The following is a 17,603-nucleotide window of genomic DNA, read 5'->3' on the forward strand; positions in this document are numbered from 1 at the left end:
ATTTCATCATCGTTCCCCCAGCGCAACTCTGAGGGTTCACCCATGGGCCTACCGGCCCGCGTCTCTGCTCTCTACCGTTAGCCCTGCCGCCCGCCTGGCCACAGGTCGCACGGGCATTTCCCACGGCCCGCCGACTGACGGTCGCTTCGTTCAGCCTGCGTTGCCTACTCTCATAGTCCCCACTGTGGATGTGTGGGGCGCGGCCCGACCGCAGCGGCCAGGATGGCCTGTTCTCACACCAAGAGGAGAGAACGATGAGCAATTTCTCGCAAGCCGCCAACTTCGAAGGCCAAGTGCCACGCATCGACCCCGACAACGCCACGATGCTGCTGATCGACCACCAGAGTGGCCTGTTCCAGACGGTCAAGGACATGCCCATGACCGAGCTGCGGGCCAATGCCATCACCCTGGCCAAGGTCGCCAGCCTGGCGAAGATCCCGGTCATCACCACCGCCTCGGTACCCCAGGGTCCCAACGGCCCGTTGATCCCGGAAATCCACGAGGCTGCGCCACACGCGCAATACGTGGCCCGCAAAGGTGAGATCAACGCCTGGGACAACCCCGAGTTCGTCGCTGCGGTGAAGGCCACCGGGCGCAAGCAACTGATCATCGCCGGCACCATCACCAGCGTGTGCATGGCCTTCCCCAGCATTAGCGCGGTGGCCGCCGGCTACCAGGTGTTCGCTGTCATCGACGCGTCAGGCACCTACTCCAAGATGGCCCAGGAAGTGACCTTGGCGCGGGTGGTCCAGGCCGGCGTGGTGCCAATGGACACCGCCGCCGTCTGCTCTGAGGTGCAGCGCACCTGGAACCGCCCGGATGCCGCGCAGTGGGCCGAGGCCTACAGCGCGGTGTTCCCGCACTATCAACTGTTGATCGAGAGCTACGCCAAGGCCCAGGCCGTCGTCACCGGCCATGAGCAACTGGACTCGCAGCGCAACTGAACCTGGCTGTTTCCCATCCAAGCAAGGAGATCCACCATGGCATTCCAATACAAGCGTCTGGACAAGAACAACGCCGCGGTACTGCTGGTCGATCACCAGACCGGGCTGCTGTCGCTGGTGCGCGACATCGACCCGGACCGGTTCAAGAACAACGTGCTGGCGCTGGCCGACCTGGCCAAGTACTTCAAGCTGCCGACCATCCTCACCACCAGCTTCGAGACCGGCCCCAACGGCCCGCTGGTGCCCGAGCTCAAGGAGCAGTTCCCCGAGGCGCCCTACGTCGCCCGCCCCGGCAACATCAACGCCTGGGACAACGAGGACTTCGTCAAGGCGGTGAAGGCCACCGGCAAGAAGCAGCTGATCATCGCCGGCGTGGTCACCGAGGTGTGCGTGGCCTTCCCGGCGCTATCGGCGCTGGAGGAGGGCTTCGAGGTGTTCGTGGTCACCGACGCTTCCGGCACCTTCAACGAACTGACCCGCGACTCGGCCTGGCGCCGCATGGAAGCCGCCGGCGCCCAGCTGATGACCTGGTTCGGCGTGGCCTGCGAGCTGCACCGTGACTGGCGCAACGACATCGAAGGCTTGGGCACGCTGTTCTCCAACCACATTCCCGACTACCGCAACCTGATGACCAGCTACAGTAAGCTGGCCAAGTGACCGCCAGCCCGGGCCCCGTTGCCGGGGCCCGGGCCTGGTGACGCCCACGGCCCCTGTGACGATCCCTGGAGAATGGCGGATGATGCAGCGGTGAGCCGTGGACGAGTGTTGCCGATGTTCGACCTGAACGACCTTTATCTCTATGCCAAGGTGGTGGAGCACGGCGGCTTCGCGCCCGCCGGGCGCATCCTTGGCCTGCCCAAGTCACGCCTCAGCCGGCGCGTGGCCAAGCTCGAGGAGCGCCTGGGCGTGCGCCTGATCCAGCGCTCCACGCGGCAGTTCCAGGTAACCGAAGTGGGCCTGGAGTATTACCGCCATTGCCTGGGCATGCTCGAGCAGGCCGTCGCCGCCGAGGATGCCGTCGAGCGCAACCGCGCCGAGCCCCGTGGCATCGTGCGCCTGGCCAGCAGCACCGCGCTGCTCGACTCGCGCCTGGCGCCGATGCTGGCGCGCTTCATGGCGCAATGCCCAGTGGTCGAGTTGCTGGTCAAGAGCTACAACCGCCGGGTGGATGTGATCGGCGAGGGCTTTGACCTGGTGCTGAGCGTGCAGCACCAGCCACTGGAAAGCAGCGAGCTGGTGATGCGTCGCCTGGCCCCGAGCCGTCAGTGCCTGGTGGTTGCGCCGGGCCTGCTGGCCGAACACGGGCGGCCCGTGTCGCCGGAAGGGCTCCAGCTTCTGCCGAGCCTGAACTGGGGCGCCAATGTGCAGGACGCCACCTGGATGCTGATCGGGCCTGCGGGCGCCGAGGCTGCCGTGCGCCATCGCCCCCGTGTGGTGTCGGACGACCTCGCGGTACTGCGCGAGGCTGCCCTGGCCGGTGTGGGTGCGGTGCTGCTGCCCGAGGAGGCGGTGCGCGCCGACCTGGCTGACGGGCGGCTGGTGCATGTTCTCGACGACTGGGCGCCACGGGAAGGGGAGGTGGTGGCGCTGTTCCCTTCCCGGCGCGGGTTGATGCCCGCGGTGCGCAAGCTGATCGACTACCTGGCCGACGCCTTCGAGCAGGAGCAGCAGGCCGCTACGCCGGTTCGCGCTCGCTGAAGCCTGGCTCGGCAGGAGGGCGGGCCGACCAGAACGCCAGGCCCGCCGCCAAGGCGGTCAGCGCGGCGCCGGCCCAGGGGGTGGCCGCCAGCGTCGCCCCGGTGATCACCACGCCGCCGATGGCCGAACCCAGCCCGACGCCCAGGTGCATGGCCGACATGTTCAGGCTCATGCCGGCCGGAAAGGTATCCGGGCCACGGGTCGCCAGGTAGCTCTGCACCACCGGTGAGGTGGTCCAGCTCAGCCCGCCCCAGAGCATCATGGTCGCCAGGAACAACCATGGCGTGCCCACGCTCAACGGCAGTACCAGCAAGCTGGCGAGATAGAGCAGCGGCGCCAGCGCGATGGAGCGGCCTGCGCCGAGCCGGTCCGCCATCCAGCCGCCGACATAGCCGCCCGAAACACCGGCGATGCCGAAGGCGGCGAACATTGCCGCCAGCCATTGCAGCGGAATGTCGGCGACCTGGTGGGCATAGGGGGCCAGGTAGGCAAAGACCGTGAAGTGCCCGGCAATCATCAGCAACGACATGCCCTGGGCTGCCATCAGGCGGCTGTCGCGCAGATGGCGGACATAGCTGTGCAGGGCGATGCGTTCGCTGCTCTGCAACTGCGGCAACCCTTGCCAGGCCATCAGCAGCACTGCCATTGCCAGCACGCTCAGCCCGGAGAAGACGCCACGCCAGCCCAGCACGTCGCACAGCAGCATTCCGGCCGGCACCCCCAGCACCAGCGAGCTGCAGATGCCCATGAAGATTACTCCGATGGCGCGGCCACGCAGGGCCTCGGGCACCATGCGCGTGGCCATCAGGGTGCAAGTCAGGCAGGTCAGGGCGCTGGTCGCGGCCATGCCTATGCGCACTAACAGCAACGCGGTATAGCCAGGCGCCAGGGCTGCTGCCAGGTTGCACAGGGCAAAGATCGCCAGGGTGGTGCACAGCAGGCGGCGCAAGGGCAGGCGTGTGGTCAGCAGGGGAGAGAAGGGCGCGGCGAGGGCGAAGCTCAGGGAGAACACCGTGGTCAGCTGCCCGGCGATACCGAGCGGGACCTGCAGGCCATCGGCCAGGGCCGGCAGGATGCCGACCGTGATGTTTTCTGCCATACCCGTGACGAATGTCGCCAGGGCCAGCAGCCAGATACGCGGGCTCATTGTGTTGCCTCCGATAAACAGGCCGGCCAAGGTCCGGACCCATTTGTCCCGACGGTTGACCGGCAAGGGTCAGGTCCATCGGGTTTCGAGGCAGTGCTTCGGTTATCCCGGTTCAAGCAGGGGGAGTGTAGGGCCGCTGGGGTACACGCGCAACCTGAGCAGGGGCGCGCTTGTTCATCACTTCAGCTCGGCTTCGATGAACACCACTTCGTGGTCGCTGGCATTGACCACGTTGTGCTCCACACCGGCCTTGCGAAAGTAGCTCTGGCCCGCCACCAGAGGGGCGAGCTTCTCGCCTTCCGGGGTCTCCAGCAACAACGTGCCATCGGTCATCGGCACCACCACGTAGTCATGGCCGTGCAGGTGCCGGCCAGTCTCGGCACCTGGGGCGAAGCGCCATTCGGTGACGATCACTTCTTCGGTGTTCACCTGAACGGTGGGTACGGCTTTGGGGCGTTGGGGCTTCTGCGTCATGGGGTAGGCCTGCTCACGGAAAAGCGTCCAGCCTGGACCGCTTGCTCGGTGGTTTAATCCAAGTCTGCTGGCAGTCAGTCGTGTGAACGCTCAACTTTTTCCGCCCCAAACGCAACGCGGGGCCAGCCCGCTCCCCCAAGGCTCAAGGTTGAGCGTGGGGGAGCGGGCTGGCCCCGCGATACGAAACGCCCTGAAAACTACAGCGTGATCGGCTTCAACTTGAGCCCCATGGCCTGGGCCTGCACTGCCGCGCCGCTGAAGGCCGCCGCATTGCTGGGTGGTGGCGTGGGGCCGTGCACATGCGCGGCCAGTTCGGTGTTCATCGCCTGGACCAGCTCGAGCAGGTCGCAGAGCACCTGCAGCACATTCACCGCCTCCGAGCCCAGCCAGGTCTTTGGCGCCTGCAGGCGCTGGCTGAGTTTCACCACGCTGTCGCGCAGGCCCTCGATGCGTTCCTGGACGTCGCCGCCGATCGCCGCGTTGAGTTTCTGCCCAACCGCCAGGTTCAGGTCGCGCCCGGTGGCCTGGTGCAGGTCGTCGAGGGCGGCCAGGCTGGCGGAGCCGCCGGACAGCAGCTTGAGCGCGCCCAGAGCCTCGATCTTCTTCACCCCGCCCACGGTCTCGGTCGAGTGGTCGTCCACCGTGCGGGCATGGCTCTGGAACTGCTCGGTATTGGCCAGTGCCTCGACCTCGCGCTCGATCGCCTTGTCGCGGATCCGGCCATCGGTCTGGCGCAGCCAGTTGCCATCGGCGTCGGCGCGCTGCTGGCAGGCCTCACTGTGTTGCCATACCAGATCACCCTTCGGCACCCTGGGCAGGCTGAGCCCATGGGGCAGGATCTGCTGGATGAACGGTTTGTGGGGCAGGCCGTAGGCAAACGACACCACCACGGTGGTGCCTTCTTCGGGGAAACCGAACATGCCGCGCTCCTGGCCGCCCATGGGCGCCGGCAGCGGCAGGCTGGTGAACACCGGCAGCACCGGGTCGGGCTCGCCATCTGGTAGCAGCACCTGGACATCGACACCGAAGCGCGGGCGGAAGTCGTCGCACAGCCCGGACGTCGCTGGCGCATCGGGGACCGCGACCACGCGGCCGAAGCGCGGTAGGTGGTAGCCGCCGGTGATCTCGGGGAACTGGCGCGCTACGGCGCGGCGGATTGCGTCTTCCATCGGATGGCCATCTGGTTGCCGGCGAGCGCGACATGGGTCACGCGCTCGCCGTGGTTGATCGGTGCGCCTGGACGCAGCCCTGGCAGGGCGGCAATCGTGGCGCTCTGGTTGCCCTGGTAGTTGTCGAACAGCTCCGTGGGCAGCTGCAGCGCGGGGCGGGCGCCGAAGTAGCTGTCGGCCCAGCTGCCCACGTACACCTCGCCATTGCCCTGCTGCTGCCAGATGAAGTCGGGGATGTCGAACACCTGGGCCAGGCTCTCCATGGCCTGGAAGCCGGCGGCCAAGCTGTAGAAGAACGGTGCGCGCACCGATGCGTAGGGCCGCTCGGGCACGCGAAAGCGCAGGCCGGTCTGCTGGCCGACCTGGTCGAGCACGCCGTGCAGGTCGACATGGCGCAGGTTCATCGGCAGCGGCCTGGCCAGGATCGCCGCCAGCTCGCGGCAGAACAGTACCTGCTGCTTGGCGTTGGCAGTGGTGCAGCGCTCGACGTAGCCGATGAAATGCCGCTGCAGCGTGCTGTCGTTGTAGCCGATGTCGAGGGTGACCAGGCCCTTGAGCGGTGCCTCGGCCTGGACGATGAAGGTCGCCCGCCCCGGGTTGCGCAGCTCCAGACGCACGTCCGCCCTGACAAGGTCGTGGCGTTCGCCTGCCACGCTGAGTACCTGATGCAGTTTCATGGTTTCTCCCCCAGCCAGTCGTCCACTTTTTTCAACAGCTTTTCGAAACTGGTCAGCTCCGGATCCTTGTCATCCTCGTCATCTTCCGCCCCTGCCGCGGCGCCGGGTGCGGCCTGTGCCTTGACGCGCTTTTTGGCGCGGCGCTTCTCGACCTTTTCCGGGTTGGAGGTCTTCTCGGCCAGGCCGAACTGCACCCGCCAGCAGGCCAGCGCATCGTCCTCCCGGACGTTGACGTTGTCGGCGAAGCACACCTGGCGGATGCCGAAGGCCTCGGCCGTGTCGTTGACGATGCGGTAGGTCTTGAGCTGGCCGCCACTCTGGGTGGCTTCGGCCAGGCGCATCAGGTTGCGCAGCCAGACGCTGTTGACGTAGGGGATGGTCAGGGTGACGGTGAGGGTCTTGGGTTTGAAGCCTTTGTGCGCGGTGTCGGTGTTGCTGGTCTGGCCGGACAGGTCCTCGGCTTCGATGCGCAGGTTGCCGGTGACTTTCAGGGTCTTGCCTTCGACGGGCTGGCCGTCCAACAGTAGCAGTGTCATAAACCCACCATTTCACGAACGAAGCTCAGGCCTTTTGCCGAGCCGACCAGGATCACGCCAGCGCTCATCACCCACTCATGCCCCGGGGCATCGCCTTCGAGCAGCATGCGCCGCAGTTGTGTGTTGTTGCCCGGGCCGAGCAGGCGGGCGCGTACCAAGCTGTCGGCCTGGCCGCCCTCCAGCAGTTGGCGCAGGTCGGCCAGGCGCTGGTCGCGGACCTGCTGCTGGTTGGCCTTGCGCGCCGCCAGCCCGGCGAGGTCGCTCATGGGCGAGCTGTCGGCGGCGTAGCTTTCCAGCACCGCGATCTGCCCGGCGATCGATTGCTGCGCGGCCTTGAGCACCGTGCAACGCTCCAGGGGCAGCGACGCCCAGCGGGGCATGGGAGCGGACTGGGGAATTTGCCATTTTTCGGTTTCGAGCTTGACCAGGTGCTCGGCGCGGCGCTGTGCGCGGACCAGCTCGGGTATGGGCATCAATGCGTTGAAGCGCGCCAGCCCGGCGGCCAGCTGTTCGTAGCGGGTACTTAGAAACAGCAGGCACAGCGCGTGCAAGTCGCCCTGGGGGCGGCCCGCGTCGGTGCCATCGGTCAGCTTGTCGGCGAGTTGCTGCAACAGGTTGGGAGCCGACAGGAAACGCTGGTAGCCGCGCCCCTGGCCGATACCGCTCTGGAAGGGAGTGACTACCAGGCACGCTGGTACTTCGCCCAGTTGTTCGGCCAGGGCCTGGCGCCCGGCTGCGATCGCACCCTGGGCCGCCTCGCCGACCGGTCCGGGGTTGGTGGTCGCCAGCCCTTGCAGGCCGGCCAGCCGCTGGCCGGTGCTGGCCAATTCGTTGCCGGCCAGGGTTTTGGCCGCTTGCAACTGGTCCATCCAGCGTGTCGCTTCGCTCGGCCAGCGCATGGCGACAGGCGACCAGCTCATGCCGGCACCGTCCACTGGATGGCGCGCAGGGCATTGAGCTTCTTGTCCTGCAGCGCCTTGGCCGCGTCACGCTTGAGTTGGTCGGCATGTTGCAGCGCGGCCTGCTTGAACAGGACCAGGTCTTTGTTCACCTGCAGCAACTGGTCGCGGGTGTGGGCCAGGAACAGGCGCACGCCATCGCTGCCGGTGCAGGGGTAGGCGCTGTCCAGGCCGCTGAACACCAGGCCGGTCAGGTTGACCTGGTCTTCCAGCGAGCTGCTGTAGCGATGCACCTTGCCCAGGGCCGTCGAATCGAAGCCGGCCTCGATGTACTTCGCGCAGCCGGTGTTGATCTCATCCAGCTTCTGCTGGTGGAGCTTGGCCAGCACGGCGGTAGTGTCGTCCACCCACTCGCCGTTCTTCCATACCTGGTCCGGGCCAGGCTTTTTCACCGTGTAACCCGAGGGGACCGGCCCCATGCCGGTGATGGTCAGGGCCTCGGCGGTGGTGATGCTGTAGACCACCAGGCCGTCGTAGTAGTCCACCAGGGACCAGGCCTGGCCGTTCCAGTGGGCGGCCTTGTGCTCGGGGATCGACGGCGGCGCCGTCTCCACGCAGCCGCCGGGGATCAGGAACACGCCGGGCTCCAGCGGCGATTCGTCCGCTTCGGCGGTACCAGTGAACAAGCCCAATGGGGATGTCTGGTAGACCGTTTTTGTCTTTGCCATCGGGCACCTCAGTATTTGATGTAGTAGTACAGGGCCATGTTCACAGGGCGCGCCTCGGCCCCGCCGGAGGGGTTTACCGTTACCGGGTGAGTGTGAGCGCCGTCGCCGACGATGTTCAGGGTATGGCTGTGGTCGCCGGCGGGTTGGATACGGTTGGTGGCGGCCGAGTTAACGCCGGCGTAATGCATGGCTGCGCCGATTCCAGGGATATCCTGGGTGGTCGGTGTATTCACGTAGTTGAAGGCGTGGATATGGCTACCCGCGACCGACGAGGTGCTCCCGCCGTGGGCGTGCCAGCCGGCACTGCCGGTAGACGCGGAGTGGGCGTGGTACTGGTTCTGACTGCTTTGGAATGTTCCCAAAACTCGGCCTGCATCAAGGTCTCGTCCATTGTCGACATCTCGAATGAACAGGCCACGAGTATCGGGCAGGGTGAAGGTCGTGGATCCGTCGGCAGCCCCGTAGTAATCACCGATCGCTGCAAAGAGCGCTGCATAGACCGTACGACTGACAGCAGCACCGTTACAGCGAAGGCAATTGGGAGGCGCGATGCTGCTGAACGACTGGATCAACGTGCCGGCGGGTACGATGTCCTGGGGCTTGAGGTTGCCGGTGTGATAGAGCGCAGAGCCGTTCCAGGCGATCACGCCTTGGGCGTTCATCGCCAGATCGCCCGCTACCTGGCCTCCCCAGTGGAAGCCAAGACGGGGAGCGTACTCCCAGTTCAGATTGGTATTGTGAACCAGCCCCACCTCGCGGATTTCGAGGGCAGGATGTATGTAGTTGGTACTTGGTGTATCTGAGTAGAACCGGGGGAGCTGGTTGCTGTATCCGGTGTGCAGCGCATCGGTAATCCCATACCCCTGGAGCGTGGTTGGCTTGCCGCTGGTGATCTTGCTCCAGTCCAGGTTGGGGATATCGATCTGCAGCAGTGCCTCGCTACCGATGACCTGGCCTTTGCCATTGATCGTGACTTTGGAGTAAGTCCCGGGCACCACGCCGATGTCCGCAAGCGTGGCCTGGATCGCCACGTTCCTGGAGCCGTCGAAGTCCACGCGCCCGACGACATCGCCCTGCAACGCGATCTGACGCGTTTCGGCCAGCTGGCGCGACTTGCCGGCGGAGGTCACTCCCTCCTCGAGGTCCGTAACTGACCTGCGGCTGGCGAAGTGGTCCACCAGCGGGCCGGCGATGGGCACGGACTTGCGCTTGTCGGCGATGACCCCGGAGCTGGCGATGTCCGCCAGTTGGATGCAGTAAACCCAGCCGTCAGGAGTGACGGAATCCTGCTGGTCGGGCAGGTACACGACTTTCCAGCTGGGTATCACATCGTTCTGCTTGCGCTGCCAGGTGATGTGAATCCACACCTGGGTCGCGCCTTGCGGCGGGCTCAGCGGCACGGCCTTGGGCAGCTCCAGGCGCATGCCTTCCAGGTAGGCGGTGCCGGCGGCCAGCTGGTAGTTGTCGCCCATCTTCTGGAACTGCAGACCGTCGCCGAAGAAGCACGCTCGCCCATACACGTCGCGGTTGCTCAGGCGCTCGCGCTCGTCGATGCCTTTCAGGCGCAGTGTGAAATCGTGCTGCCAGGTGCTGGCATCGATGGTGATGCCGGTCAGTTCCTGGGCGCCGCTGTATTCCACCAGGATATTGCGGGTGACGTTGTTGCCGATCTGCAGCGGCGGGATGTTGCGCCGTTTCTGCTGCAGCGGCAGGTAGGCCACGGCGAACAGCACGCCCTCGGCGCTTTCCAGGCCCATCCAGTTCCAGTCGAAGTCGCCGATGTCGCTGCCCAGCATCGAGCTGTAGACGACCTGGTTGGGGTTCACGTAGCCGCTGTTGCCCGCCGGGATGTCGTAGCTGTGCACGATCTGGCTGGCCGGCGGCTTGGTCGCGGCGCGGTCGACCGGCGTGTTCGGATCGAGCCCGGGCACATTGGCGTAGATGAAGCGGGTGATCTGCAGGACTTCCTTGGCCCCCTGCTTCTGGGCGATCAGGCTTTCGCCGGCGAAAGTGATTCTGGCCACGGCGGGCTCCTAGAGCGTGGCGACCAACGTCTGCTGGTCGTCGTTGAATTGGACTGCGGCAATGCGCAGGGTCACGGGGGTGATGCTGACGAAGTCGTAGCGGCGGCAGGTCCGGCCGTACTGCTGGATCAGCACCCGCAGCAGTTCGGGGTTCTCCGACAGCTGCGAGTCGGAAAGGCGCAGCAGGACCACATCCCAGTCGCGGTCCGGCATACGTTCGTCGATCTCGACATAGCCGACGCCGAGCCGGCGCAGGATGCGTTTGAGCCCTGCGGTGCTGCCGGCATCGACCGCGTTGATGAAGGCGAACTTCACCCGCAGACGGTACAGGCTTTCCGGCTCGTCCTTGAAGCGGGTGATATCGCGTTGCCAGGCGAGCAGGTCCAGCACGGTGAGGTGGCAGGTCTCGGCATCCATCTGCAGCAGCGGCCAGCGCAGCCACTCGTACACCCTGGCCCACCAGGCCTGGGCGGCGTCCTTGAGCTTGGTCAGTTCGGTGCCGGCGAGCCAGAACGGCAGTTTCAGCGGGCTCATACCAGGTCCACTCGCAGGTTGGCGATGCGCGCGATGCTCAGCGGCGAGACGATGTCCTCGTTGGCGAAGTGCAGCGATTCGATGTCGTCGAAGGCCTGGTGCAGTTCTTCGGCCAGGCGGCTGAAGGAGAATCGCGATTGTGGGTAGGTCAGCGTCGGGCGGTAGTCGCTGGTCGTGCTTTCACGGAACGCCGCGCGGATGAACTGGGCAATGCCTTGCTGCAATGCCTCGCGGCGCTTCGTCGTCAGGTTCGCCTGCGGCCAGACCGTCAGCGCGATGTCGTGCCGCGTCTCGGGCATGACCATCACCAGCAGGTCGTCGCCGTGGCCGTGGTTGCCCTCGTCGCGCACGTGGGCGTTGATCTGCGCCAGGTACGATTCCGCTGGCACGTCGGCGTCGAACAGCACGTAGGCGTTGGCGCTGCCCGGACCGCGCGGCGCGTCGTGGAGGAAGTACACGCCATCGGGGCGCACGCCCGGGAAGGCGGCGATCATCGCGCGATAGACCGCGTCGGTGTGCCATTGGTTGACCGCGCTGAACTGGTTGCGAGTGCGCAGGCGCAACTGCTCGTCGGGCTCGGGGTCGGCTCCGGGCGAGGTCATCCAGCCGTCGTCGTTGACCACCTGGACGATCCCCGTCACCGGCTCGGGCAGGATGGCGTAGTAGCCGGGCGCCAGGTTGTAGCCGCTGCCGACCTGCTGTGCCTGGACCTTGACCGACTGTTGCAGGCGACCGTCGGGGAACACCGCGTCCTCGATGGTCACCAGTTGGTAGACGTGGCCGTTGATCGCGGCGGATTGCACCACGACGCCGGCGCGCATCAGCAGCTCGCCGGCGCTGTTTTCACGGGTGAACAACAGCTGGCCCTGGGCCTTGGTCGCGCCCTTGCGCTCGATGTTCACCGCCCAGGCCAGGCTGTCCAGCCAGGCGCCGCTGGCGGTCTTGACGAAGAAGTTGGGCAGCACGGTGTCGCTGATGAAGCCGACCAGCCAGAGCACCGGCTTGGTCACCAGCGCCGTCACCACCCGCCAGAACGGCGAGTAGGCGCTGGTGTTGCTGAGCTTGCTGCCCTGGGCGGCCACTTCGGCCTCCCAGGCCTTGTGCAGCGCCGCTTCGGTGGTGGGAATGCCGGCGTCGGCCAGCACCTTGCGAAAGTCCAAGTCGCTCACAGGTATACCTCGATGTCACCGAATTTCAGGGTTTTCGCCGTGACCCGGTACACGCCCGGCCGCTCTTGCAGGATGCGGGCGGTACCGGGCAGCAGGCGCTCGTCGTCCTCCACCAGCAGTTCCAGCTGCAGGATGCAGTCGGCCTGGCGTTGGCGGCTGCGCTCGGCCACCAGGGTCACCAGCAGGCCGCTGTCGCGGATCATGTGGGCGATGTCCTGGGCGATGCTGGCGCGGTCCTCGATCAGCAGCGGTTGATGGGAAGGGTCCAGGACCAGGTCGTTGTCGTGGATCAGCAGGTCGATGTAGTCGCTCATCAGCCCACCGCCATTTCCATCATCTGTTCGAGCTCCAGCGGGTTCATGGCCTTGCTGGTGTTGATCTCGATCCTCTCGACGTGCATGCGCCGATCCTGGGTCTGGGTGCTGCTCTGGATCTGGGTCATCAGCCCCCCCTGGGGAACGCTCGTCGGGCTGGCCGGCGAGAGGTTGAGTGCGGTCTGGGTCATGCGCTGGCGCTGTTGGTCGAGCTGCTCGATCGGCGTCATCAGCGGGGTGGGTGCAGGCACCTGCATCAGGTGCTTGATGGACGGTGGCTGGCTGGTGATGGGCAGGATGCCGATCGGCGCGACCTGGCCAGGCAACTGAGGCACCTCGGGCGCCTTTGGCAGATCGCCGAAACGTGTCTCGATGTTCACGCCCGGGATCTTGTTCAGCATCTCGATCAGGCTGTCCACCGCGCTGCGGAATATCCTGCTGATGCCGTCCCAGGCGCTTTTCGCGAAGTCCGCCCAGCCACTCATCGAACCGAACATTTTGCCCAGTGCGGTGAATTGCGCGCTGACCCACTGGAATGCAGTGCTCTCGAGCAGGGCCGCCTTGAAGTCGTCCCAGTACCTGACGACCAGGGCGACGATCGTGATCAATACGGCGATGCCGGCGACAACGAGGCCAATCGGGTTGGCGTACATGGCCGCGTTGACCAGCCAGGTCACGGTTTGCCAGGCGAGCATGGCCAGGCGCAGGGTGCCGAGCACCGCGATCATGAGCAGTACCCTGCCGACCAGGAGCACGCATTGAATGGAGTGCAGGATGAACACGGCCAGGCTTCGCAAACCGGTCAGGTTGAGCAGTGCCCAGACGGTCTGCAGCCCCAGCATGGCGACCCGGGCGATACCGACGGCGACTGCCAGCGCGCTCAGGGCGGCGCCCATGCCGGCGATGATCAGTGTGGCAATGCCGACGACCCGGGTGATATTGGGGAACAGCTTGATCCAGCGGACCAGGGTCTGGGCGATCTCGACCAGGCGTGCCATCAGCGGTTGCAAAATGGGAATCAGCGCCTGGCCGAAGGCGATGCGCAGCCCTTTTACCGCAGCTCCGAACTGCTGCCAGGGGTCGACCATGGCCTTGGCCATCTGTTCGGCCTGTTCAAGGCCACGCACCTGGCCCAGCTTGTCGATGCCGTTCTTGAGACGGTCGGTGTCCTGGGCCAGGGCGCCGATGAGCTGGGCCGCCTCACCGCCGAAGGCCTCGGTGATCTTGGCGTTGGCCGCAGCTCCGCGCAGGTCGCCGAACCTACCCCGCAGCTTGGCCAGGATGTCCAGCATCGGCAGGACCTTGCCATTGGTGTCGGTGAACTTGATGCCGAGCTTGTCCGAGGCGTCCTCGATGTTCTCGAAGAAGGCCTTGTAAAGCCCACCGGCCGCGCTGCCGTCCATGCTGCCGGACAGGCTGCCGATCACGGCCATCTGCTCGGCCAGGCCGATGCCGGCGGCGGAAGCCTGGGCGCCGGCCTCCTTGAAACCATCCTTCATCTGTTCGCCGCTGGTGCGGAACAGCTGGACCGCCAGGGCGGTCTGCCCGCCCAGGATCTTGACCCACTGGCCCTTGCCCATGGCGTCGGCCTGCTGCTTGTGCAGGTTGTACATCGTGCCGACGTACTCGGCCATCACGCCCTGGTCGGACTTGGTGGCCTTGGCCAGCACGCTGCTGGCGTAGGTGAACGTGGCCAGCTGGGAGCCGGAAAGGCCCTTGATCGCGCCTTCGATCTTGTACGCCGAGGCGACGAAGTCCCGGGCGTTCTCGCCATAGGCGATGGAGAACGCCAGGGCTTTCCTGTTCAAGGCCTCCAGGGCGTCCTCGGCCACGCCAAGCGAGCGCACATCCCCAAGGGCACGGTTCATTTCCAGGGCTGGCTCAAGGAAGGTGCCAAAGCCGCTGGCGGAGTTTTGCAGCTTCTGCGTGCCATCGCTGATCTGCTTGATGGCGGTCTGACTTTTCTCGGTCAGCTTGTTGAAACCTTGGGTCATCCTCGCCAGCGGCGCGGTGACTTTGTCGGTCAGCGACAGGATGAAATCCAGCCGGCTGATTGCGGTGTTCGCGCTCATGGGATGTCAGCTTCCGTTGAATGCACGTGCGATTCCGTTGGCAATGGCGATTTCCATTCGCCGCCAGTGCTCGTCCTCCAGCCACTTGGCTGTGCCCAGGTTCTCGGGCGTGGCGGATGCACCGGGCAGCCAGCGTTCGGCCAGGGCCAGCAGCTGGCCCAGGCCGTCCTCGGTCAGTCGCTCTGCGTGGCCGAGCGCTTTTTTACGGTGACCTCGACGGTCGGCGCGTATTCCTCGACCAGGGCACCGGCCAGCTGGATGACGGTCATCGGGTTGGCCAGCAGCGGCTTGAGCTGGTCCTTGTGCTCGGGCTTCACGGCGGTGACCAGCAGGTTGTTGGCCGGTGCGACCTTGTTGGACGGGGTCAGGGCGTTGATGTACTTGGTCATCAGGGCTGGATCGACGGCGAAATCCAGGGACAGGTCGCCGACTTCCAGGGTGATTTCGGTGCGTTGGGTCATGGGGTACTACTCCAATGAAATACGGGAATCAAAACGAAGGGGTGAGCGCTGTGCTGCGCTCGTGGCGGTGCTGGCAGGGAACGCAGCGGCGCATGCCACCCAAGGCGCGGCGGGCCTCGGGGATCTCGTCGCCGCAGTCCGCGCAATCGGTGAGGCTCGGCCCAGTCGCCGCCCGTCGGTCACGCACAGCGGCGATCGCCAGATCACGCCTGAGCTGTTCCAGGGCCTGGGCGCGGTCGAATGGGCACACCATCAGCTCAGGCCCTCGACCTCGGCGAAGGACAGGTACGGCACGCCGTTGACATGGATGAAGTCCGGGCTGGTGACGTCGAACGGCAGCTTGTGCTTGGTCTTCTCGCCGCCCTTGGCGTCGATGTTGAGCAGGCTGGAGATCTTGAAGCGGCAGCCGAAGGCCTCGACGCGGATCTCGTCGGTGGGGGTCTTGGCGTAGAACAGCTGGTCGAAGGTGCCCAGCTGGCGGAAGCTACCGGCCTTGGCGGCGGCTTCGATGATCAGGTTGAAGTTGCTGGTGTCCACTTCCAGCTCGCCGCTGGCGGCCACGTCGCCGGCGACCCAGCCGTCCGGCACGCCCTTGGTGTGGGCCACGGCGCTGTTGTCGGTGATGTCGAGGGTTGCGCTTTCAACGTGGATCTTCAGGTCGCCCACGTTGATGTCGAAGTTCAAGCCACTGATCTTGGCCATGGGTTACTCCTGGTTGTCCTGGGAAAGGTCCAGCGCGATGTTCGCGGTGATGTCCTTGGGGCAGTTGTGCGGGCGGATGCGGATGAACACTTCCACCTGGGTGTGGCTCTTCCAGACGATGACCAGGTCGCCGTCGCGGGGTGGCTGGATTTCGCCCGGAAATACTTCGCCGGCGAACTTCACCGCCTTGGCCATGCGGCGCAGCGGCGCCATCAATGCGCTGGTGTTGGCGGCCATGCTGGCGGGGCTGTTGTTCAGGCGGCGGTCGCCGATACGGCGGATCAGCAGCGGACGGACCTGGCGGGCGGCCTTGTCGGCCAGGCGCAGGTATTCCAGGACCTGGAAGTCGCTGGCGGCAGTGTCGAGCATGTTGGCGTCGCCCCAGTACACACCCTCGTAGTCCGGGTAGGTCTGGGATACGGAGAAGCGTGCCTTGTCCAGCTCGCTGCGTACTGCCGAGGGCAGCGGTACGCCGTCCTTGTCCGCCGGCACGCTGCCCAGGCCCAGGACAGGGCCACTGGCGACGCGCATCGGGGTATCGGCGATGCTCCAGGCGGCATTGGCCAGGTGACCGGCGAGCACGCCCAGGTCGTTGCCGTGCAGCTGCGGCACCACCACGACACGTGGCGCGGCGATACCGTCGGTGAGCGCCTTCTGCTCGAGCAGGTAGTCCGACCAGGTCACGGTCGGCAGGATGCCGGCGGACGCGGCCAGGACGAACGAGCGCCGGCCATGGCGGGCGTTCAGTTGTTCGGCGGCGGTGTGCAAGGCCAGCAGTTCCGCGCCGGCGGTCACCGGTTTGGTGACGACGATGCCTTCGACCGAGTAGCCGTGTTGCTGGGCGTACTCCAGGGCGCTGGCCCAGTCGCCTTCGGCGCCGATCGGCGCGGCCAGGCAGGCCCAGCGGCTGCCGCCGTTGGCGCGGGCGGCGATCAGTTGGGTCTTCAGGTCGCTGGCGGCCACGCCCAGCTCGTTGTCCAGGTCGCTGTCAGTGTTCAGGGCCAGCAGCTTGCCGACGTTCTTGGCGGCGGGGCCGATGAAAAGGAAGTAGCGTTCGATCTCGGTCACGGCGCCCTGGCCGAGGTTGAGATTGTTCACGCTGATTTTACCGAGTGCCATAGGTTGCCTCGTTAGCGGGGTGATTGAAGGATTGTGCCGGAGCCTGCCAATCAGGTTGCCGGCGGGACGGGCGCTGGGCCCGGGTAACAGGTCAGGGGAGGGTGCCGCCCTGCACGACCACATCGCCTTGTTCGGCGACCCACAGGTCGTGGGGCTGGAATGACCAGGTCTTGCCGAAGACCTCGATTTCTCCGGCTGAGTCCTCGGTCAGGTAAAGGGGCTCGACGAACTCCAGGGCCAGCGACACATCCAGCAAGTCGCTGCCTGGGGCCCTCTGCTTGACGGTGAGCGTCGGTGCCGGAAGGGCGAACAGATGGCGCCCGGGGTCTTTGGCTTCCAGCCAACTCCCGGCGAGGGCCATCAGGCGTCCGGGGTGGCCGCTGTAGTCGTCGAGATCGAACAGGGCGCGGTAGCGCAGGTTGCCCATGTGCAGACCCAGCTCGGTCTGTGTCCAGGCCAGTTGCAGGTCGAGTTGCTGCGCCTGGGCATGCAGTTGTTCAGCGGGCACCAGCTTGCGTTCGAGCAGGTAGCTGGTCAGTGCTTTCAACTGGTTCATGGGGCTGACCTCGGGGCGGGGTTGCCTGAATAAATCATCGTTGAGTACTCGTGTGAGAGTTTCTGGCTCTGAGGGCGGCATTCCAAAAAGCCCGCCGTGCAGGCTTTTCAGTAATGCGCGTGGTCACCGCTGGCCACGACTGGTGACGCCATGCGGTTGCGCTTCGAATTGGTGACTCCGACCGCGGCCGTGTTCCCGCCGGATAACTGATCGTGGTGCTTTACGCTGCACACCCGGGCCAGTTGCCAACCCTCTGAACAGTCGAGGCCTGTTCATCGCTGCCTGTGTAACAACCGGTTGCTGTCCGGTTCGAGATACAGGTTATGCAGCAATGCATATGCAGTCAATGCGAAAGTGGAAATATTTATGCATAAAGAATT

At 65.6% G+C, this 17,603-nt stretch carries 21 protein-coding genes; 3 read left to right on the forward strand and 18 right to left on the reverse strand.

Annotation, left to right across the window (positions count from 1 at the left end):
- The first annotated feature begins 254 nt into the window (after positions 1–254).
- From KHO27_RS26015 to KHO27_RS26025, 3 genes are all read left to right on the forward strand, one after another.
- A complete protein-coding gene (locus KHO27_RS26015) occupies positions 255–944 on the forward strand; it encodes a hydrolase (protein WP_102683840.1) in 690 nt (229 codons plus the stop codon).
- Between the two features lie 36 nt (positions 945–980).
- Positions 981–1,601 carry an isochorismate family cysteine hydrolase YcaC gene (gene ycaC, locus KHO27_RS26020; protein WP_023632674.1) on the forward strand — a complete coding sequence of 207 codons (621 nt, stop codon included), beginning with the start codon at positions 981–983 and terminating at the stop codon, positions 1,599–1,601.
- A gap of 114 nt (positions 1,602–1,715) precedes the next feature.
- Entirely contained in the window at positions 1,716–2,642 is a 927-nt protein-coding gene (locus KHO27_RS26025; RefSeq protein ID WP_214500989.1) for a LysR substrate-binding domain-containing protein, read from the forward strand.
- Here KHO27_RS26025 and KHO27_RS26030 read toward each other — a convergent pair.
- The 18 genes from KHO27_RS26030 to KHO27_RS26110 form a co-directional block, all read right to left on the reverse strand.
- On the reverse strand, positions 2,620–3,789 hold the full coding sequence (locus KHO27_RS26030; RefSeq protein ID WP_214500990.1) for an MFS transporter: 1,170 nt from the start codon (positions 3,787–3,789) through the stop codon (positions 2,620–2,622). The genes KHO27_RS26025 and KHO27_RS26030 overlap by 23 nt on opposite strands.
- A gap of 177 nt (positions 3,790–3,966) precedes the next feature.
- A complete protein-coding gene (locus KHO27_RS26035; protein ID WP_111531662.1) occupies positions 3,967–4,263 on the reverse strand; it encodes a cupin domain-containing protein in 297 nt (98 codons plus the stop codon).
- 197 nt (positions 4,264–4,460) lie between these two features.
- The gene (locus KHO27_RS26040; RefSeq protein ID WP_110702999.1) at positions 4,461–5,432 is read right to left on the reverse strand and encodes a hypothetical protein; all 972 of its coding nucleotides are present in this window, start codon (positions 5,430–5,432) and stop codon (positions 4,461–4,463) included.
- Complete coding sequence (locus tag KHO27_RS26045; protein ID WP_139668573.1) at positions 5,405–6,109, reverse strand: hypothetical protein; 705 nt, start codon at positions 6,107–6,109, stop codon at positions 5,405–5,407. The genes KHO27_RS26040 and KHO27_RS26045 overlap by 28 nt, the downstream gene beginning before the upstream one ends.
- Positions 6,106–6,645, reverse strand: coding sequence for a baseplate complex protein (locus KHO27_RS26050; RefSeq protein ID WP_110703005.1), 540 nt, complete (start codon positions 6,643–6,645; stop codon positions 6,106–6,108). The genes KHO27_RS26045 and KHO27_RS26050 overlap by 4 nt, the downstream gene beginning before the upstream one ends.
- Positions 6,642–7,565 (reverse strand): hypothetical protein, encoded by a 924-nt coding sequence (locus KHO27_RS26055; RefSeq protein WP_214500991.1) that lies wholly within the window; start codon positions 7,563–7,565, stop codon positions 6,642–6,644. The genes KHO27_RS26050 and KHO27_RS26055 overlap by 4 nt, the downstream gene beginning before the upstream one ends.
- Positions 7,562–8,272, reverse strand: a complete 711-nt coding sequence (locus KHO27_RS26060; protein ID WP_214500992.1) for a DUF4376 domain-containing protein — start codon at positions 8,270–8,272, stop codon at positions 7,562–7,564. Before KHO27_RS26060 ends, KHO27_RS26055 begins: the two co-directional genes overlap by 4 nt.
- Positions 8,273–8,280: 8 nt before the next feature.
- Complete coding sequence (locus KHO27_RS26065) at positions 8,281–10,296, reverse strand: phage tail-collar fiber domain-containing protein (protein ID WP_214500993.1); 2,016 nt, start codon at positions 10,294–10,296, stop codon at positions 8,281–8,283.
- 9 nt (positions 10,297–10,305) lie between these two features.
- On the reverse strand, positions 10,306–10,830 hold the full coding sequence (locus KHO27_RS26070) for a phage tail protein (protein ID WP_214500994.1): 525 nt from the start codon (positions 10,828–10,830) through the stop codon (positions 10,306–10,308).
- Positions 10,827–11,999 carry a baseplate J/gp47 family protein gene (locus KHO27_RS26075; RefSeq protein WP_110703020.1) on the reverse strand — a complete coding sequence of 391 codons (1,173 nt, stop codon included), beginning with the start codon at positions 11,997–11,999 and terminating at the stop codon, positions 10,827–10,829. The genes KHO27_RS26070 and KHO27_RS26075 overlap by 4 nt, the downstream gene beginning before the upstream one ends.
- On the reverse strand, positions 11,996–12,313 hold the full coding sequence (locus KHO27_RS26080; RefSeq protein WP_046857148.1) for a DUF2590 family protein: 318 nt from the start codon (positions 12,311–12,313) through the stop codon (positions 11,996–11,998). Before KHO27_RS26080 ends, KHO27_RS26075 begins: the two co-directional genes overlap by 4 nt.
- Complete coding sequence (locus KHO27_RS26085; RefSeq protein ID WP_214500995.1) at positions 12,313–14,385, reverse strand: phage tail tape measure protein; 2,073 nt, start codon at positions 14,383–14,385, stop codon at positions 12,313–12,315. Before KHO27_RS26085 ends, KHO27_RS26080 begins: the two co-directional genes overlap by 1 nt.
- A gap of 6 nt (positions 14,386–14,391) precedes the next feature.
- Complete coding sequence (locus tag KHO27_RS26665; protein ID WP_156177691.1) at positions 14,392–14,538, reverse strand: DUF6890 family protein; 147 nt, start codon at positions 14,536–14,538, stop codon at positions 14,392–14,394.
- A gap of 20 nt (positions 14,539–14,558) precedes the next feature.
- Complete coding sequence (locus KHO27_RS26090) at positions 14,559–14,846, reverse strand: putative phage tail assembly chaperone (protein WP_046857146.1); 288 nt, start codon at positions 14,844–14,846, stop codon at positions 14,559–14,561.
- A 28-nt stretch (positions 14,847–14,874) separates the two neighbouring features.
- Positions 14,875–15,099 (reverse strand): TraR/DksA family transcriptional regulator, encoded by a 225-nt coding sequence (locus tag KHO27_RS26095; RefSeq protein WP_110703025.1) that lies wholly within the window; start codon positions 15,097–15,099, stop codon positions 14,875–14,877.
- Positions 15,099–15,548 (reverse strand): phage protein, encoded by a 450-nt coding sequence (locus KHO27_RS26100; RefSeq protein WP_046857144.1) that lies wholly within the window; start codon positions 15,546–15,548, stop codon positions 15,099–15,101. Before KHO27_RS26100 ends, KHO27_RS26095 begins: the two co-directional genes overlap by 1 nt.
- 3 nt (positions 15,549–15,551) lie before the next feature.
- A complete protein-coding gene (locus KHO27_RS26105) occupies positions 15,552–16,667 on the reverse strand; it encodes a DUF2586 domain-containing protein (RefSeq protein WP_214500996.1) in 1,116 nt (371 codons plus the stop codon).
- Positions 16,668–16,758: 91 nt separating this feature from the next.
- Positions 16,759–17,223: a phage tail protein gene (locus tag KHO27_RS26110; RefSeq protein WP_111531667.1), complete on the reverse strand. Its 465-nt coding sequence runs from the start codon at positions 17,221–17,223 to the stop codon at positions 16,759–16,761.
- Positions 17,224–17,603 lie beyond the last annotated feature (380 nt).

Source organism: Pseudomonas sp. RC3H12 (assembly GCF_018596375.1).
Lineage (GTDB): Bacteria > Pseudomonadota > Gammaproteobacteria > Pseudomonadales > Pseudomonadaceae > Aquipseudomonas.

Coding starts and splice junctions, on each gene's coding strand:
- KHO27_RS26015 (WP_102683840.1), top strand. CDS start 255: ATGAGCAATTTCTCGCAAGCCGCCAACTTCGAAGGCCAAGTGCCACGC.
- ycaC (WP_023632674.1), top strand. CDS start 981: ATGGCATTCCAATACAAGCGTCTGGACAAGAACAACGCCGCGGTACTG.
- KHO27_RS26025 (WP_214500989.1), top strand. CDS start 1,716: ATGTTCGACCTGAACGACCTTTATCTCTATGCCAAGGTGGTGGAGCAC.
- KHO27_RS26030 (WP_214500990.1), bottom strand. CDS start 3,789: ATGAGCCCGCGTATCTGGCTGCTGGCCCTGGCGACATTCGTCACGGGT.
- KHO27_RS26035 (WP_111531662.1), bottom strand. CDS start 4,263: ATGACGCAGAAGCCCCAACGCCCCAAAGCCGTACCCACCGTTCAGGTG.
- KHO27_RS26040 (WP_110702999.1), bottom strand. CDS start 5,432: ATGGAAGACGCAATCCGCCGCGCCGTAGCGCGCCAGTTCCCCGAGATC.
- KHO27_RS26045 (WP_139668573.1), bottom strand. CDS start 6,109: ATGAAACTGCATCAGGTACTCAGCGTGGCAGGCGAACGCCACGACCTT.
- KHO27_RS26050 (WP_110703005.1), bottom strand. CDS start 6,645: ATGACACTGCTACTGTTGGACGGCCAGCCCGTCGAAGGCAAGACCCTG.
- KHO27_RS26055 (WP_214500991.1), bottom strand. CDS start 7,565: ATGAGCTGGTCGCCTGTCGCCATGCGCTGGCCGAGCGAAGCGACACGC.
- KHO27_RS26060 (WP_214500992.1), bottom strand. CDS start 8,272: ATGGCAAAGACAAAAACGGTCTACCAGACATCCCCATTGGGCTTGTTC.
- KHO27_RS26070 (WP_214500994.1), bottom strand. CDS start 10,830: ATGAGCCCGCTGAAACTGCCGTTCTGGCTCGCCGGCACCGAACTGACC.
- KHO27_RS26080 (WP_046857148.1), bottom strand. CDS start 12,313: ATGAGCGACTACATCGACCTGCTGATCCACGACAACGACCTGGTCCTG.
- KHO27_RS26085 (WP_214500995.1), bottom strand. CDS start 14,385: ATGAGCGCGAACACCGCAATCAGCCGGCTGGATTTCATCCTGTCGCTG.
- KHO27_RS26090 (WP_046857146.1), bottom strand. CDS start 14,846: ATGACCCAACGCACCGAAATCACCCTGGAAGTCGGCGACCTGTCCCTG.
- KHO27_RS26095 (WP_110703025.1), bottom strand. CDS start 15,099: ATGGTGTGCCCATTCGACCGCGCCCAGGCCCTGGAACAGCTCAGGCGT.
- KHO27_RS26100 (WP_046857144.1), bottom strand. CDS start 15,548: ATGGCCAAGATCAGTGGCTTGAACTTCGACATCAACGTGGGCGACCTG.
- KHO27_RS26105 (WP_214500996.1), bottom strand. CDS start 16,667: ATGGCACTCGGTAAAATCAGCGTGAACAATCTCAACCTCGGCCAGGGC.
- KHO27_RS26110 (WP_111531667.1), bottom strand. CDS start 17,223: ATGAACCAGTTGAAAGCACTGACCAGCTACCTGCTCGAACGCAAGCTG.